At 72.4% G+C, this 15454-nt stretch carries 12 protein-coding genes and 1 pseudogene; 12 read left to right on the forward strand and 1 reads right to left on the reverse strand.

The window, feature by feature from the left end; genetic code table 11:
• Nucleotides 1-94 precede the first annotated feature (94 nt).
• On the reverse strand, nt 95-349 hold the full coding sequence (locus MTDSW087_RS20980; RefSeq protein ID WP_144766839.1) for a hypothetical protein: 255 nt from the start codon (nt 347-349) through the stop codon (nt 95-97).
• Nucleotides 350-502: 153 nt separating this feature from the next.
• Between MTDSW087_RS20980 and MTDSW087_RS20985 the strand changes: the two genes are divergently transcribed.
• The 12 genes and pseudogenes from MTDSW087_RS20985 (at nt 503) to MTDSW087_RS21040 (ending at nt 15375) form a co-directional block, all read left to right on the forward strand.
• Nucleotides 503-1057, forward strand: coding sequence for a hypothetical protein (locus MTDSW087_RS20985; protein ID WP_144766840.1), 555 nt, complete (start codon nt 503-505; stop codon nt 1055-1057).
• A gap of 618 nt (nt 1058-1675) precedes the next feature.
• Nucleotides 1676-2962 (forward strand): type II restriction endonuclease, encoded by a 1287-nt coding sequence (locus MTDSW087_RS20990; RefSeq protein ID WP_144766841.1) that lies wholly within the window; start codon nt 1676-1678, stop codon nt 2960-2962.
• Between the two features lie 379 nt (nt 2963-3341).
• The gene (locus tag MTDSW087_RS20995; protein ID WP_144766842.1) at nt 3342-4793 is read left to right on the forward strand and encodes a calcium-binding protein; all 1452 of its coding nucleotides are present in this window, start codon (nt 3342-3344) and stop codon (nt 4791-4793) included.
• 121 nt (nt 4794-4914) lie between these two features.
• Nucleotides 4915-6614 (forward strand): annotated as a pseudogene (locus tag MTDSW087_RS21000) (type I secretion system permease/ATPase).
• Nucleotides 6611-7924 carry an HlyD family type I secretion periplasmic adaptor subunit gene (locus MTDSW087_RS21005; protein ID WP_012454426.1) on the forward strand — a complete coding sequence of 438 codons (1314 nt, stop codon included), beginning with the start codon at nt 6611-6613 and terminating at the stop codon, nt 7922-7924. The pseudogene MTDSW087_RS21000 and the gene MTDSW087_RS21005 overlap by 4 nt, the downstream one beginning before the upstream one ends.
• 113 nt (nt 7925-8037) lie before the next feature.
• Nucleotides 8038-8376: an NADH-quinone oxidoreductase subunit A gene (locus MTDSW087_RS21010; protein ID WP_012454427.1), complete on the forward strand. Its 339-nt coding sequence runs from the start codon at nt 8038-8040 to the stop codon at nt 8374-8376.
• A complete protein-coding gene (locus MTDSW087_RS21015) occupies nt 8367-9272 on the forward strand; it encodes a complex I subunit 1 family protein (protein WP_144766843.1) in 906 nt (301 codons plus the stop codon). The genes MTDSW087_RS21010 and MTDSW087_RS21015 overlap by 10 nt, the downstream gene beginning before the upstream one ends.
• Nucleotides 9269-10276, forward strand: a complete 1008-nt coding sequence (locus MTDSW087_RS21020; RefSeq protein ID WP_066919343.1) for an NADH-quinone oxidoreductase subunit J family protein — start codon at nt 9269-9271, stop codon at nt 10274-10276. The genes MTDSW087_RS21015 and MTDSW087_RS21020 overlap by 4 nt, the downstream gene beginning before the upstream one ends.
• Nucleotides 10273-10584 carry an NADH-quinone oxidoreductase subunit NuoK gene (gene nuoK / locus MTDSW087_RS21025; RefSeq protein WP_012454430.1) on the forward strand — a complete coding sequence of 104 codons (312 nt, stop codon included), beginning with the start codon at nt 10273-10275 and terminating at the stop codon, nt 10582-10584. Before MTDSW087_RS21020 ends, nuoK begins: the two co-directional genes overlap by 4 nt.
• On the forward strand, nt 10581-12431 hold the full coding sequence (locus tag MTDSW087_RS21030; protein WP_144766844.1) for an NADH-quinone oxidoreductase subunit 5 family protein: 1851 nt from the start codon (nt 10581-10583) through the stop codon (nt 12429-12431). The genes nuoK and MTDSW087_RS21030 overlap by 4 nt, the downstream gene beginning before the upstream one ends.
• A gap of 14 nt (nt 12432-12445) precedes the next feature.
• Nucleotides 12446-13924, forward strand: a complete 1479-nt coding sequence (locus MTDSW087_RS21035) for a complex I subunit 4 family protein (RefSeq protein WP_012454432.1) — start codon at nt 12446-12448, stop codon at nt 13922-13924.
• Nucleotides 13921-15375 (forward strand): NADH-quinone oxidoreductase subunit N, encoded by a 1455-nt coding sequence (locus MTDSW087_RS21040; RefSeq protein WP_144766845.1) that lies wholly within the window; start codon nt 13921-13923, stop codon nt 15373-15375. Before MTDSW087_RS21035 ends, MTDSW087_RS21040 begins: the two co-directional genes overlap by 4 nt.
• The last annotated feature ends 79 nt before the right edge of the window (nt 15376-15454 follow it).

Here is a 15454-nt window from a genome sequence, read left to right on the forward strand (position 1 = left end):
GTCGTTCCGCACCGGGACCGTTACCCTGCGACGGCCCATCAGCCTTCCAGCCAGGCGGTCGCCAAGCCCGGCTCGCCACGGGTGGTGGGTCATCTTAAATTCGTTCCCCCTCGTCGCCGGAAGCCAGCGTCCTGCCGCCATCAGGTTTGACCGTGAAGACGCCCGCGCCCATCCGGGAAGAATGGGGAACACTCAGCCGCTGCGGAAGGCGAAGGGGACGCACCGTGTCCGGCACCGTCTTCGCCGACCAGTTCTGGTCGGCGGGCTCGGCCACGCCGCCCAACTCTGCCGTCTGCCCTGCAATGCCGCCATCGAGGCGCGCGTCCCCTTCGCCCACGCCTTTGCCCACTGCCTCTCCGTGAGGTTAGGCGGATGGAAAGGGCCCTACCCCGGCGCCTGAGACGTCGCCCAGGTTCCTGCACGTACCAACTGCCGTCGGCCCGAGCCGGAGCTGACCCGGCCGTGCGAGCGCCTCCCGGTCCTGCGCTCCTTCCCGTACTCCATGCTCAACAATGCCGTCGCCGAGGGCTGCCGCGCCAGGGTCCAGTGCGTGCGGGACCGCGTCATGACCAGGGAGGCGGGCAGGCCGCTGCCGAAGCTGCGCTTCCGCGGCACCGACGACTGGTCGGTCACGACAGACAACTTCTGGCTGCTCCGCGTCGGCACCGATCATGCCCATCGGCCAGCCAAGGCCGAACACGCGTGCACGGTGACCACGGAGCGCAACCGGGCGCGCAGGGCCCGCAGGATGGCTGCCCGCGAGACCTCGTGGGCTGACGAACGCGAGCGGGCGACGGTGCTCAGGCTGGCGGAGCGCGGTGCCAACCGCTCGCTCACCCGCGCCCGGCAAAACGCGGCCCTGCTCATGCGCGACGTGCCTGTGCTGGTCGCCACCGACCCCACGCGCATGGTGCCGCCGCTGCTGCGGCTGGACGGCCCGGCCGAGCGCCGCGCCCGCCGCGAGGCGGGACTGCCGGTGCCCGCCCTGCGCGGGATGCGCCGCGAGGAGCGCCGAGCGAGGGCCATTCGGCGCAACACCTGCGCGCCACCCGTTTAGCCCTGCTCATCGACCTGCTAGCGGCGGCAGCGGATAGGATTGGCGCGATCCTCGTCATGCCCGGCCGCCGGGACACGACGGCGGGCTGCTCGGCCTGCACGAGGGTGGAGCGAAAGCCGCGGGGCGAGCGTTGGCACTGCTGCACGTGTGGTCCTGTCCTGCGGCGAGACCAGGCCTCCTCCGTCGAGACGCCCGGGTCAATTCAAACCGACTCGCCACTTCGCCACGCGCGAGTTGGCTGCGGGCGGTGCCGGGCTCCCCGGGCGAGCCGCGCGCCTGCGCACGTGCCTCGCCGGGACCTCCCGGGACCTCACAACGATGGCGATACCGCGGGACCGGAGATCGTCGCCCTGATGACGATCAAGGCTTCCTGGCGGCGCCTGCGCACGGCGACCCGGCACCGGGGCCGTGGCCGGTGCACGCGCAAGGCCCGCAGCCCGGTCCGGCTGACCGGCCGCCGTGGTCCGAACGACGGCTAGGCCGTTGCGCCGTTGCGACACCGCCGCCGCGATCTCGGCGGCGCCGGAACGACTCGGAGTTGACCTAGTGGCGTCGGATACCGGGCCGGGGCATGCTCCGCGGCGGAAGCCTGGCTCGGGTCTAGGAGGGGGGACGGACGTGGACGAAGCCTGGGTCGGCAAGCTCCTCCGGCACTGGCGCGAGGATGCCGGCGCTTCCTACAGGACGTGGTTCCTGTGGGAGGAGCGTATCAAGAACTTCCGCTCGATCCGGCGCGGCATCCAGGCCGTCGTCGAGGAGATCCGGACCGGCGCCTTCGGCAATGCGTACCGAGGCTCCTCGCTGGAGACGGTTGTCCACTCCATCGCGGAGCAACGCCAGGTCTTCAAGGGCGCCGACCACGCCTTCCTCTGGAAGCCGAAGCTGCGCATCCCGGATATCTACGAGAACCGCGACAACCAGCTCGCCTTCGGCCGGTTCCTCGACACGTGCCTGTGTTGCAACGCCGAGGCGCATGTCCTGTCGGCGGTCCAGGCGCTCGACCGGGCGCGCATCAAGGGCCTGGGCCCCGCGGCCGCGAACCTGCTCTACTTCCTGCACCCGACCTGGATGCCACCGTTCAACACCGCCATCGTGAAGGGGTACAACGCCCTCGCCGGCGCCAACGTGAAGCTCGGCAGGTGGGACGAGTACCTCGCCATGCGCCGGGGCATCCTCGCCCTCAACGACGCCCACCGGTCGCTTCTCTCGAACGACCTCGGCGCAGCCGCCGGCTTCCTGTTCGACGTCGGCTCCGGCCGTTACCCGCTGCCGGAACGCGACACGGCGGGGGCGCTGGAGCGCTGGCGCGAGGACCTCGGCCGCGTCCGGGCGGAGGCCGCCGGCGCCTCGAAGGCCGTCGAGGCCGCCCGGGACGCCGACCACACACACACCGAGATCCAGGGCTGGCTGCGGGATCTCGGCCTCGCGCTCGGCTTCGGCGTCTGGATAGCCGCGAACGACGCGAGCCGGCCCTACGCCGGCGGCCGGCTATCGGACGGATGCCTGGAGCGCCTGCCTGCACGGCTGACCGCGAACGGCTCGGCCGAAACGGTCCGCCTGATCGACGTGATCTGGCTCGACGGGGCGAGCGGCGACGTCGCGGCGGCCTTCGAGGTCGAGCACACGACGAGCATCTACTCCGGCATCGTGCGCATGCTCGACCTCGCGCTGGGCATCGAGGGTGGAACCGGCCGCAACTTCTTCCTCGTGGCCCCGGACAGTCGCGAGGGCGACGTCAGGGCGCAATTCGCCCGTCCGGCCTTCTCCCGGGTGGGCGAGCTGGACTTGCGCTACCTTCCCTACAGCGAGCTCCGCGACCACCGCGCGAGCATCGCGCGCTTCGGCAGCGGCCTGAAGGGCGTGCTGGCCATCGCGCGTCCCGTGACCGCGCGCCTCCGGCCGTAGGCGGGGTCCCGAGGCCGCGCCGCTCCTCTCGCTGAGCGAGGCCTGCGAACGTCGCCGGCCGAGCGCCGACGACAAGTTCGCCCGCCGTCGCGGACCCGCAGGACGCGGCACGATCCACATCGAAGCGTCCCGGACCGGCGCAACAAACCCTCCCACGGTATCCGATGCGACGCAGTCGTCCCGGCCCGAGCCTCGAAGGTTCCGTCGCCGACCCTGCGCACCCGGTCGCGTCAAACGGCCCCAGATGGAGGAAAAGCGGGAAACAATGCGGCAAATGCCGGAGTTCTAGCGAAGTGTACCCTGCAGGGGTATGTCCGGTTAGTACCACACGCCGGCGGGTTGCACGCAAGCTCCCTCGAACAGCGCAAGGACCCGGCAGATGACGCACAATCGGCAGCATCAGAGCTCCCACGACGAACCTGCCAGCCAGCTGAGCTTCGGCGACCACAGGCTGTACATCGGCGGGTCCGGCCTCGACGCCTATCCCGGGACGGGCGCGATGGACACCGCCTTCGGCCGGGGCGCCGCCGACTACCTGGCGGGCCGCGGCGAGAACGACGACCTGCTCGGGGGCAACGGTCGCGACGTCCTGGTCGGCGATGGTGGCATGGACCACCTCGATGGCGGCAGGGGCGCCGACGTGCTCATCGGCGGCGACGCGGCCGACGGACTCCGCGGTGAGGACGGGCGCGACTACCTCGACGAAGGGGTCGGCCACGGCGACCTTGAGGGCGGCGCCGGCGATGACATCCTGATAGGCGGGCCCGGCGGCGACGCCTTCGTCATCAGCCCCGACAGCGGCGACGACGTGATCCAGGACTTCCAGGGCGGCCCCGGCATGTTCGACCACTTGGCCGTCCGCGGCCTGAACGCCGAGGACCTTCGCTTCGAGGACACCGACGCCGGCGTGCGGATCAGCTGGGATGTGGGCGAGGGGGGGTCGGTCCTCCTGGCCGGGTTCGAGAAGTCGCAGCTCGCCCAGGACGACTTCATGTTCACCGACGATCGCCAGGTCATCCGTCCGACCGGCGCCGACGCCGAGACCGTCACGGCCGACAAGTTCATCAAGGACGAGGGCGGCAACCTCTCCGCCCCCGACGCGGGCAGCGCGACGACCGCCGAGGATGCCTTCCGCTTCGACGAGTTCAACGTGAAGGTCGGCACGGCGGGCCGGGACGCCTTCGAGGGTACGGCCGACCGCGACTTCTACTATGGCCAGGATGGCGCCGACCATCTTTCCGGCGGCGCTGGGGACGATGACCTGTCCGGCGACGCCGGACGCGACGTCCTCGACGGCGGAGAGGGGCAGGACCACCTCATGGGGGGCCGCGGCGCCGATCAGCTCTACGGTGGGGACCAGGCCGACAACCTGATGGGCGAGAACGGCAACGACGTGCTCTACGCCGGGGCCGGCCACGACATGCTCGACGGCGGCCGGGGCGACGACGTGCTGAACGGGGGCGACGGCGCCGACGCCTTCATCGTCGGTCCGGACACCGGCAACGACATCGTTTCCGGCGGCTTCGACGCCGGTCCGGGCGCGTTCGACCATATCGCCTTCCGCGACATCACGCCGGACGAGGTCACGGTCGCCGACGTCTCGGGCGGGGTGCGCGTCAGCTGGACGACGACGGAGGGCGACGGCTCGATCCTGCTCCAGGGGCTGAAGACGAGCGATCTCGCGCAGGACGACTTCATGTGGAATGCCGACGACGGGACGAGAGGCTCCTTCATCGACGACCCGGCCATCACGGGCGAGGGCTCCAGGCTGATCTTCCAGGAGACCGCGACGGCGTCCGCCAGCCCGGAGCACGACTACATGCTCGCCTGAGCGGGTGCGGCCCCGCGCTCATGCGTGGGGCCGCGCGGCCGGGTGCTTCGCGCTGCCCGGCCCGCACCTGGAAGGCCGCCCGGCCATCCCGCGCCAGCCCCCTCGCATGAGGCAGAACGACATGCAGCCAACCGCGCTCGCGAACAACGCCGTGGCGGCCAACGATGACGAACCGTCTTCCACGACGGCCGAGGTGCGTCCCGGCATCGGGGGCGCGCTCCTCGGCGTCGGCTTGCTGAGCGCCCTGGTGAACCTGCTCTATCTCACCGGCTCGCTGTTCATGCTGGAGGTGTACGACCGGGTGCTGCCGAGCCGCAGCGTGCCCACGCTGCTCGGGCTCGCCGCCATCGTTCTCGTCCTCTACGGCTTCCAGGGCCTGTTCGACGTGCTGCGCAACCGCCTCCTCGTCCGGATCGGCGCGTCCGTGGACCGGGCGTTCGGGCGCCGCACCTACGACGCCGTGGTGCAGGCCCCGCTCGTCGCCTCGCGTCACGGCGACGGACTGCAGCCGCTGCGCGACCTCGACCAGGTTCGCACCTTCCTGTCGAGCCCGGGGCCGGCCGCCCTGTTCGACCTGCCCTGGATCCCCCTCTACCTGCTGCTCTGCTTCGCCTTCCACCCCTGGATCGGCGCGGCGGTGCTGGGGGGTGCGCTGCTTCTCGTCTCCATCACCCTCGTCACGGACCTCCTGACCCGCCGTCCGTCGCGGGCAGCGGCCGCAGCGGCCGGACAGCGCTACACCCTGGCAGAGGCCGGCCGGCGCAATGCCGAGGTTCTGCGGGCAATGGGTATGGCCCCGCGCACGGGCGACATCTGGGCCGAGGCGAGCGAGCGCAACCTCGTGGCCCAGCGGCGCATATCGGACGTCGCCGGCGGGTTCGGGGCCCTGGCCAAGGTGCTGCGCCTTACCCTGCAATCCCTGGTGCTCGGCGTCGGCGCCTACCTCGTGATCGCGGGCGAGGCGACGGGCGGCATCATGATCGCGAGCTCGATCCTGGTCGCCCGGGCCCTGGCCCCGGTGGAGCTGGCGGTGGCGCACTGGAAATCGCTCGTGGCGGCCCGACAGGGCTGGGGGCGCCTCAAGGCCTTCCTCGCCTCGTTCCCGAGCGAGCGGTTGAGCGTCGCCCTGCCGCCCCCCTGCGAGAGCGTCCGGGTCGAGGCCGTGACGGTCACGGCCCCCGGGCTCGAACATGCCCTCGTCGAAGACGCCACCTTCTCGCTGCGGGCCGGCGAGGGGCTCGGCGTCATCGGTGCCAGCGGCTCCGGCAAGTCCTCGCTCATCCGTGCCCTGGTCGGGATCTGGGCGCCGCTCCGCGGCTGCGTCCGGCTCGACGGCGCCACCCTCGACCAGTGGCCGCCGGAGGTGCTGGGCCGGCACATCGGCTACCTGCCGCAGGACGTCGAACTCTTCGCCGGCACGGTGGCGCAGAACATCGCGCGCTTCGACCCGGACGCGCCCTCTACGGCGAGCCGTTCGTCGTCGTCCTCGACGAGCCGAACTCCAACCTCGACGCGGAGGGCGAGGACGCCCTGAACCGCGCGATTCGGGACGTGCGCGCCCGCGGCGGCACCGTGATCATCGTAGCCCACCGCCCGAGCGCCCTCGCGGCGGTCAATCGCGTGCTGTTCATGGCGGACGGCCGGGTCCGCGCCTTCGGGCCCAAGGATGAGGTCCTGTCCGCCCTGAAGCGCCCGGCCGCGGCCGCGAGCGCCCGGCTGCCTCGGGTCGAGGGCAAGGAGCGCCCGCCATCCGAGAGACCGGTGCCGCTGCGCGTGGTCGCCGACGCCGAAGGGGCCCTGTCAGAAGGAGCGCGGGCATGAGCGCGCAGCGCCCTTGGGACATCCGCCGCTCCGTCCGGCGCCACCTCGTCCTGAGCCTGGCGGCCGCCGCCCTGCTCACCGTCGGCCTCGGGGGGTGGGCGGCCACCACCGAGCTCGCCGGCGCTGTCGTGGCACCGGGGACGCTCGTCGTCGATTCCTTCGTCAAGAAGGTGCAGCACCCCACCGGAGGCGTGGTGGGCGAGTTGCGGGTCCGGGACGGCGACCTCGTGCGCGCCGGCCAGGTCGTCATGCGGCTGGACGAGACCGTGACCCGCGCCAACCTCGCCGTCGTCGACAAGAGCCTGGCCGAGCTGACCGCGCGCCAGGGCCGCCTGGAGGCGGAACGCGACGGCGCCCCCCGGGTCTCGTTCGCGGCCGTCCTCCGGGGCCGCGCCCAAGGCGACCCGGAGGCGGGGAGGGTGATGGCAGGCGAGACCCGGCTGTTCGAGCTGCGCCGGGACGCCCGCGCGGGCCAGAAGGCGCAGCTGAAGGAGAGGACCGGCCAGCTCCGGGAGGAGATCCAGGGCCTGACGGGCCAGATCGCCGGCAAGCGGCGCGAGACCGAGTTGATCAACCGCGAGCTCGAAGGCGTGCGCGACCTCTGGCGCAAGAACCTGGTCCCCATCCAGCGCGTGACCGCCCTGGAGCGCGACGCCGCCCGCCTGGAGGGCGAGCACGGGCAGCTCGTCGCCTCCGTCGCGCAGGCGAAGGGAAAGATCTCCGAAACCGAGCTCCAGGTGATCCAGGTCGACCAGGACCTGCGCAGCGAGGTGGCGAAGGAGTTGAGCGAGGTGCAGGGCAAGATCGCCGAGCTCGTCGAGAAGCGGGTCGCGGCCGAGGACCAGCTCAAGCGCATCGACATCCGGGCCCCGCAGGACGGCATGGTCCATCAACTCGCCGTCCACACCATCGGCGGGGTGGTCAGCCCGGGCGAACCCATCATGCTGATCGTCCCGAGGGCGGACACGCTCGTGATCGAGGCGAAGGTCGCCCCGAAGGACATCGACCAGGTTCGGCTCGGACAAAAGGCCGTGCTGCGCCTGACCGCGTTCAACCAGCGGACCACCCCGGAGATCGAGGGCACGGTCAGCCTCGTCGCCGCCGACCAGATCACGGACGAGAAGACGGGCACGAGCTTCTTCAAGGTCCACGTCAAGCCGGAACCGGACCACGTCGCGCGGCTCAAGGGGATCAAGCTCGTGCCGGGCATGCCGGCCGAGGTTTTCATCCAGACGGGCGAGCGGACGGTGCTCTCCTACCTGACGAAGCCCCTCAACGATCAGGTCCGGCGGGCGTTCAAGGAAGATTGAGGAAGGCCGGGGCGTATCCCGCCGTCGCGACATCGGTTCCAGGCGCAGGGGCGGTGCGGTCCCGTGGCCCGGGCCTGGCGAGCGAAGCCCGTCGAGGGAGGGGAGGAGCAAGGATGGAACCGCTGCCGGGGTCGACCGTGAGCGACTACGCGTTCGTGGCGCTGGTGCTGCTGATGACCGCCGGCCTCGCGCTGCTGGCCGCGGCGGCATTCGCGCGGGTCCCGAGGCGGACGAGCCGTGCACCCCAGGCCTGGGCGCAGTTCCGCTTCGGTTACGCCGTATACGCGCTGATCTTCCTCGCCTTCGATATGGAGATGATCTTCATGTATCCCTGGGCGGTCGTCTTCGCCGATATCGGCGTGACCGCGTTCCTGGACATGCTGGTGTTCATCGCGCTCCTCTCGGCGGGCATCGCCTACGCCTGGGGCATGGGCGGCCTGCGATGGGAGTAGTGGCGAGCGCCGCGGCGGTGCTGGCTGCGCTCCTCGGAGGCGCCGCCCTGACCCTTGCGGTCGAGCGCCTCTTCTCGCGGCGGGGCCTGGAGGCCGGGCCGGCGCGCGACATCGACCTCAGGCGCGGCCTGGACCTGCCCAACGCCGACCGCTGGCTGCTGCCGGCCGGGCCGGCGGTGGCGCTTGGCGGGGTCGCGCTTGCCATGGTGGTCATCCCGTTCGGGCCGGGTCTGATCGGCCGGGATCTCGGCGTCGGCCTCTTCTACGTCATCGTCGTCGTCGACTTCGTCGTACTTGGCCTGGCGCTCGCCGGCTGGGGCGCGAACACGCCCGACGCCGTGGAGGCCTGCTACCGCATCGTGGCCCAACTCGTCGCCTACGTGGTGCCGCTCGGCCTGGCCTATGTCGGCGTGGTCATGATGGCACGCTCCTTGTCGACGGTCGCCGTCGTCGAGGCGCAGCGAGACCTGTGGTTCGTCGTCCTGCAGCCCACGGGCTTCCTCCTCTACCTCGTCACGGGGCTGATGCAGTCCTACCGCGCCCCGTTCCTGGAGCCGTTCGCCGGATCCATCGGCGGCGGCGTGCTCGGCACGGCCGGGGGCTGGTCCGGCCTCCTGTGGCGGGTCGCCCTCGCCGGCGTGCTCCTCGTCGTCGCGGCGGTCGGGGCGGTGCTCTACCTCGGGGGGCCGTCCGGGCCGTGGCTGCCGGGCTGGGCCTGGATGCTGGCCAAGACCTACGCCCTGATGGCGCTGATGCTGGGGCTCGGACGCTGCGTCCGGCCGTTCTCGACGGCCGGGATGCTGGCGCTGTCCTGGAAGGTCCTGATCCCGGCGGGTCTCGTCAACGTGCTCCTCGTCGGCGGCCTGATCCTTCTCGGCGTGGGACCACGGGCATGACCGCCGCCTTCGAGCTCACCGCCTTTTTGGTCTGCGCCTTCGTCGCGGTCGCGGGCGCGCTCGGCATGACCACGACCATGAGCATGTTCCGCTCGGGCATCTTCCTGATGGCCTCCTTCATCGGGGTCGCCGGCCTGTTCATCCTGCTGTCCGCCGACCTGATCGGGCTGCTCCAGGTCATGATGTACATCGGCGGCTTCCTCGTCATGATCCTGTTCATGGTGCTGGTCATGCACGACCCGGGCGGGGCGATGATGGCTGGCATGGACATGGCCCCGCTGGAGCGCTGGTTCAGCAAGGGGCTCGTCCCGCGCCAGCCCGCGGAGGTCGGGCAGGACGGCCACCGGCAGGGCGAAGCCGGCGACCAAGCCGCCGCCACGGGACACCACGAGGGCCACTCCGGCGGCCACCGGCCCCGGCACGGCGGCGCGGCGAGCGGCGACCACGCCCACGCGCACGACGGGGCGGCGAAAGCCATGCCGCACGAGGCCCAGGGCGGGCACGGCGAGCGCGCGGCCCACCAACACGGACAGGCTTCCCACGGGCACGACCACGCGCACGGGGGCGGTCATGGCGGCATGGACATGGGTGGCATGGACATGTCGATGGTGACGCCCGTGCGCCCCGTCGCGGCCTGGCTCGCCCTCTGCGTCGGGGCCGTGCTCGTCGGGATGCTGGTCTTGCGGCCGGCCTGGCCGGCGATGCCCGAGGCGGTGCCGGACGCGGACTCGGCACGCCGGGTCGGGCATCTCCTCATGGAGAAGTACATGGTCGCCTTCGAGGGCGCCGGCTTCCTGATCCTGATCGGCATCTTCGGCGCCGTGCTGCTCGCCCGGCCCTCGGCCTACCCGGACGACGCCTCGCGCGCCGCCAAGGTCGCTGTCGACGCAAAGCCCGAGCCGATCCGGAACGACCGCCTCGCGCCGCTCGCGACCCCGGATCGGGTGGCGGAGCGCCCGGACGAGCAAGAGGCCCACCACCGGAACGGGGGACATATCGGATGACGGTACCGCTGACCGCCTACCTCGTCGTCGGCGCGCTTCTGTTCGCCATCGGCCTCTACACCGTGGTCGCCCAGCGCTCGGCGGTCATGATCCTGATGGGCGTCGAAGTGCTCCTCAACGCCATCGGCCTGAACGTCGTCGCGTTCTGGCGGTTCACCGCGCCGGGCGACTATTCCGCGCAGATCCTCGCCATCCTGGTCGTCACGGTGGGCGCCGTCGAGATGGCCATCGGGCTCGCCCTCGTCCTGCTGCTGTACCGGCAGCGCCGGACGTCCGAGGTCGACGCCTACGCCGACCTGAAGCGATGACCGTCCTGCTCGCCATCCCGCTCCTGCCGCTCCTCGCGGCCACGGCCGCCCTCGGCATCGGTCGCCGCCTGCCCTGGGGCGGCGGGGAGCTCGTCGTGGGCGCCGTCGCCCTGTCGCTCGCCAGCCTCGCGTCGTTGCCGTCCGATGCCGCCCTGTCGGCGACCTGGTTCGAGAGCGGCGGCTATCGGCTGACCGTCGGGCTCGCGGCGACGCCGCTCACGTGGTTCGTCGCGGCGGTGGTCGCGGGCGTCGCGTTCTGCGTCGGCCTCTACAGCCTCGGGTACATGGCCGGAAGGGACGACCGGCCCCGCTTCTTCGCCGAGCTCGGCCTGTTCGTCGGCGCCATGCTGGCGCTCGTGCTGTCGAACTCCCTCGCGCTCCTGTTCGCGGCCTGGGAACTGGTCGGGCTCGCCTCGTTCCTCCTGATCGGCTTCGACCATGCGGAGCCTGGCGCCGCCGAGGCCGCCGCCAAGGCGTTCCTGATGACCCGGATCGGCGACGTGGGCCTCCTGCTGGGCTGGCTCCTGGCGCTCGCCGCCGTAGGGACCACGGATGTCGACGTCCTCGTCGGTGCCGTCGAGGGGGGCCGGATCGCCCCCGGCACGGTCACCGCCATGGCGCTCCTCATGCTGGCCGGCGCGGTCGGCAAGAGCGCCCAGCTACCGCTTTCCGGCTGGCTCCCCGACGCGATGGTCGGGCCAACCCCGGTCTCGGCCCTGCTGCACTCCGCCACGATGGTGGCCGCCGGCGTGTTCCTCGTGCTGCGCCTGTACACGGTTTTCGCGGCGTCGCCCGTCGCGCTCGACACCCTCTTCTGGATCGGGGCCGCGACGGCGCTCGCCGCCGGCCTCATCGCGACCGCCGAGGCGGACCTGAAGCGGGTGCTCGCCTGGTCCACCTGCTCGCAGCTCGGCGAGATGATGGTGGCCCTCGGCCTGGGCGGCCCGCGCGCGGCCGCCTTCCACCTCGCGGCGCACGCCGCCTTCAAATCGACCCTGTTCCTCGCCGCGGGCATCGTGCAGGAACGGGCGGGCACGCGCGCCCTCGGTCGACTCGGCGGCCTCGCTCGCGCGCTGCCGTTCGCCGGCGCCGCCTTTCTGGTCGCGGCCCTGTCGTTGGCCGGCGTGCCGCCCCTGTCCGGGTTCCTGAGCGAGGAGGCAATCCTCGCGGTCGCGTCGCGGCACGGCCCGGGGACTGGGTCCCTGGTCGTCCTGCTCGTCCTGCTCGGCGGGATTTACATCGGGCGTGCGGGGGCCGCGACCTTCCTCGGGAGGCGCCGCGGCACGGTCGGCCCGCGCAAGCCCCGCTGGGCGATGCGGACCGGCATGGGTTTGCTCGCGCTCGCCGCCGCCGGCCTCGGCTGGCTGTTGGCCGGGCGGTTCGGCGCCGCTCTGCCCTTCGCCGCCGCGCCCGAGACGGAGGCCGGGTGGCGCAGTCTCGGCCTCGCCGCCGGAATCCTCGGGCTCGGTCTCGGCGCGGCGAGGGGGTGGAGCGGTGCGCCCGCGCTCGGCGCGCTCCCCGCGCGGCTCGCCTCCGGGCTGGAAGCCGCCACCGAGGCCCCGGCGCGCCGCGCGATGTGGCTCGCCCGGACGGTTTCGGCCACCGAGGGGGCGCTCGATGCCGGGGCCGGCGCGGTCGCCGGCGGCTCCCGGCGGGCCGCCGGGTGGGCCGGGCGCATCGAGGCAGGGGGCTTCGGGCGCGGCGGCGACCGCCTCGCCGCCGGGCTCGCCGCCGGGGGCGAGCGGCTCCGCGCCCTCCAGGCCGGTCGCCTCTACCTCTACACGCTCGGTCTGTTCGCCTGGACCGCGGCGGCGCTCGCCGCCGGCGCCCTGATGCTCTGGCCTTGAGGGGACTGGACCCGATGCTCACCGCGACCATCCTCCTGCCGCTCCTCACGGGCCTCGCCGTGCTGGCGCTGCCACGTCACCGTCCCGGCCTCGTCCGCCGCGTCGCCCTCGCCGGTTCCGTGCTGACACTGGGCGCGGCGGTGGTCCTCTGGGCCGGCTTCGATCCAGGTGCCGGCGGCCTGCAATGGCGGATGACGCTCCCGTGGATCCCGTCGCTCGGGGCGAGCTACGACGTCGGCGTCGGGGGTCTCTCCCTGGCGCTGATCCTGCTCACCGCCATCCTGCTCACGGTGGTGATGGTCTACGTGCTGGGCGAGCACGACCGGGCACACGCCCACGCCTTCCTCTTCCTCCTGCTCGCGACCGGGCTGATCGGGCTGTTCGCGGCGCAGGACCTGCTGCTGTTCTACCTGTTCTTCGAGGTCGGCCTGGTGCCGATGTACTTCATCGTCGGCATCTGGGGCGGGGAGCGGCGGCGTTACGCGGCGCTCAAGTTCTTCCTCTACACCCGCGCCGGCAGCCTCGCGATGCTGCTCGGCTTCCTCACCCTCTATCTCGCCATGGAGCCCCACACCTTCTCGCTGCCGGCCATCGTCCAGGCGAGGCCGCTGGACCGGACCCCGCTCGCGGGCGGCCTCGTCTTCCTGGCGCTCCTCCTCGGGTTCGGGGTCAAGCTCCCGGTCGTGCCGCTGCACAACTGGTTGCCCGACGCGCATGTCGAGGCACCGACCGAGGGCAGCGTCGTGCTGGCGGGCCTCCAACTGAAGATGGGCGGCTACGGCATGCTCGCCGTGCTGCTGCCGACCTTGCCGGACACGGTCGCCCGGTTCGGCTGGCTCCTGGTCGCCCTGGCCCTGGCGTCGCTCCTCTACGGGGCCCTGGCGGCACTGGCGCAGACGGACATGAAACGGCTCGTCGCCTACACCTCCGTCAACCACATGGGCTTCGTCACGCTCGGCGTCGCGGTGGCGGCACTGGCCGGTAACGAGGGCGTCCGCCGGCTGGCGCTCAACGGCGCCGCCGTGCAGATGGTCAGCCACGGCTTCCTGACCGGCGGCATGTTCCTCTTGGTGGGCATGCTCCAGCATCGCGCCGGCACGCGGGAACTCGCCCGCTTCGGCGGCCTGATCGGCTCGATGCCGGCCTTCAGCGGCCTGTTCGGCCTGCTCGCCTTCGGCTCGCTCGGGCTCCCGGGCCTGTCCGGCTTCATCGCTGAGTTCCAGGCCATCGGCGCCGCCCTGCAGCTCTCCGCCTGGGTCGCCGCGCTCGCCGTCCTCGCGCTCGTCGTGACGACCGCGGTCTACCTCCGGCTCGTGACGGGCCTGCTGATGGGTCGGGCGCCGCCCGACATGCCGGCGCTGCCGCCCCTGACGGCGGCCGAGGCGGGCTCGGCGGGGGCGCTCGCGGTCCTGGCGCTCGGCCTCGGCGTCCTGCCGTCCGTCCTCGTCGCGCTGCTCGACGGCACGACCGCAGCCCTGGCGCACCTGCCATGACCGATGGGCAGACGATGGGCGGCTGCATGGATCTCGGCGCCGTCGCGCCCGAGATGGTGCTGGCCGGGACCGCCCTCGCGCTGGTCCCGGTTGCCGGCTGGGTCCGGGGCCGGTGGCGCCGCCTGCCCGCCGCCGTCGCGCTCCTCGCCCTGCTCGTCGCGATGGGCCTGACCGCGCCGATGCTGACGGCCCCGCCGCGGGAGACCTTCTGCGGCACCTACGCCGTCGATCCGTTCCGGGGCTTCTACCAGCTGGTGATCGAGGCCGGCGCCCTGGTGAGCCTGCTCTCGCTCGGCTCCCACTTCCGCGCGAGCGAGCAGGAACCGCACTACCCGGTCGCGCTGCTCATGGCGACCGTCGGCGGCATGGGGCTCACGGCGGCCACCGACCTCGGCCTCATCGTCCTGTTCCTGCAGATGGTGAGCTTCCCCTCCTATCTGCTCGTCCTGCTCGTGCGGAGCGACGGGCCGGCCCAGGAGGCGACACTCAAGTACTTCCTCTACGGCGCCGCCGCGCTGGCGGTGATGGCCTACGGCCTGACCTTCCTGTTCGGCCTCACCGGCAGCCTGAACCTGCGGGCCATCGGTGCGGGGCTGGCCGGCGCCGACCGGGCCTGGGTGGCGCTGGCCTTCGGCCTGGTCCTCGTCGGCTACGGCTTCGAGATGACGCTGGTGCCCTTCCACGTCTGGGCCCCGGACGTCTTCCAGGGAGGGACGGCTCCCGCCTCGGGCTTCGTCTCGGTCGTGCCGAAGGTGGCCGCGTTCGCCGGCCTCCTCCGATTCCTGCTGGCGGCGATGCCGAACGGCCTCGCCGCCTGGCCCACCGTGCTCGCGCTCCTGGCCGCCGCGACGATGACCTTCGGCAACTTGGTTGCCCTCCGCCAGGCAAGCCTGAAGCGCCTGCTGGCCTATTCCAGCATCGCCCAGGCCGGCTACGTGCTGATGGCGGTGGCGGTGGCCGGGCGGTCCCCGGAGGCCCTGCCGGCCGTAGGCTATTACCTCGTGGCCTATCTCCTGATGAACCTCTCGGCGTTCGCGGTGGTCGCGCAGGTCGAGCGCATGACCGGGAGCGACGGATTCGCCGCGATCCGCGGCCTCGGACGGCGGGCGCCGGGGCCGGCGGCGGCGCTGGCGCTCGCCCTCCTGTCGCTCGCGGGCGTCCCGCCGCTGGCGGGCTTCGCCGGCAAGGTCTTCCTGCTCGTGGCCGCCATCGAGGGGGGCTTCGCCTGGCTCGCCGTGGTGGCCGCCGCCAACATGGCGGTGGCGCTCTTCTACTACGCAGCCGTCATCGCGGAGGCGTACTTCAGGGAACCGGAACGTATCGAGCGGCCGGCATCCGGCGCCGGCTACGCATGGGCGCTCGGCTTGTGCACGGCGGGAACGCTGGGCTTCGGCATCGCGCCGGGCCTGGGGCGCGGCCTGGCACAGCTCGGCTCGACGCTGCTGCGGTAGGCGCGGTCGCGCCGGGTGCGTCCCGGAGGATGAGGGGGTTGCCGGCCTTCGGGGACCCGCGGCCGGGGGATCGCGTCGT

Origin of the sequence: Methylobacterium dankookense (genome assembly GCF_902141855.1) — a bacterium.
Classification (GTDB): Bacteria; Pseudomonadota; Alphaproteobacteria; order Rhizobiales; family Beijerinckiaceae; genus Methylobacterium; species Methylobacterium dankookense.

What these genes read in the sequence shown, in the direction of transcription:
- MTDSW087_RS20985 (WP_144766840.1), top strand. Translation starts at nt 503, where the DNA reads ATGCTCAACAATGCCGTCGCCGAGGGCTGCCGCGCCAGGGTCCAGTGC.
- MTDSW087_RS20995 (WP_144766842.1), top strand. Translation starts at nt 3,342, where the DNA reads ATGACGCACAATCGGCAGCATCAGAGCTCCCACGACGAACCTGCCAGC.
- MTDSW087_RS21005 (WP_012454426.1), top strand. Translation starts at nt 6,611, where the DNA reads ATGAGCGCGCAGCGCCCTTGGGACATCCGCCGCTCCGTCCGGCGCCAC.
- MTDSW087_RS21010 (WP_012454427.1), top strand. Translation starts at nt 8,038, where the DNA reads ATGGAACCGCTGCCGGGGTCGACCGTGAGCGACTACGCGTTCGTGGCG.
- MTDSW087_RS21015 (WP_144766843.1), top strand. Translation starts at nt 8,367, where the DNA reads ATGGGAGTAGTGGCGAGCGCCGCGGCGGTGCTGGCTGCGCTCCTCGGA.
- MTDSW087_RS21020 (WP_066919343.1), top strand. Translation starts at nt 9,269, where the DNA reads ATGACCGCCGCCTTCGAGCTCACCGCCTTTTTGGTCTGCGCCTTCGTC.
- nuoK (WP_012454430.1), top strand. Translation starts at nt 10,273, where the DNA reads ATGACGGTACCGCTGACCGCCTACCTCGTCGTCGGCGCGCTTCTGTTC.
- MTDSW087_RS21030 (WP_144766844.1), top strand. Translation starts at nt 10,581, where the DNA reads ATGACCGTCCTGCTCGCCATCCCGCTCCTGCCGCTCCTCGCGGCCACG.
- MTDSW087_RS21035 (WP_012454432.1), top strand. Translation starts at nt 12,446, where the DNA reads ATGCTCACCGCGACCATCCTCCTGCCGCTCCTCACGGGCCTCGCCGTG.
- MTDSW087_RS21040 (WP_144766845.1), top strand. Translation starts at nt 13,921, where the DNA reads ATGACCGATGGGCAGACGATGGGCGGCTGCATGGATCTCGGCGCCGTC.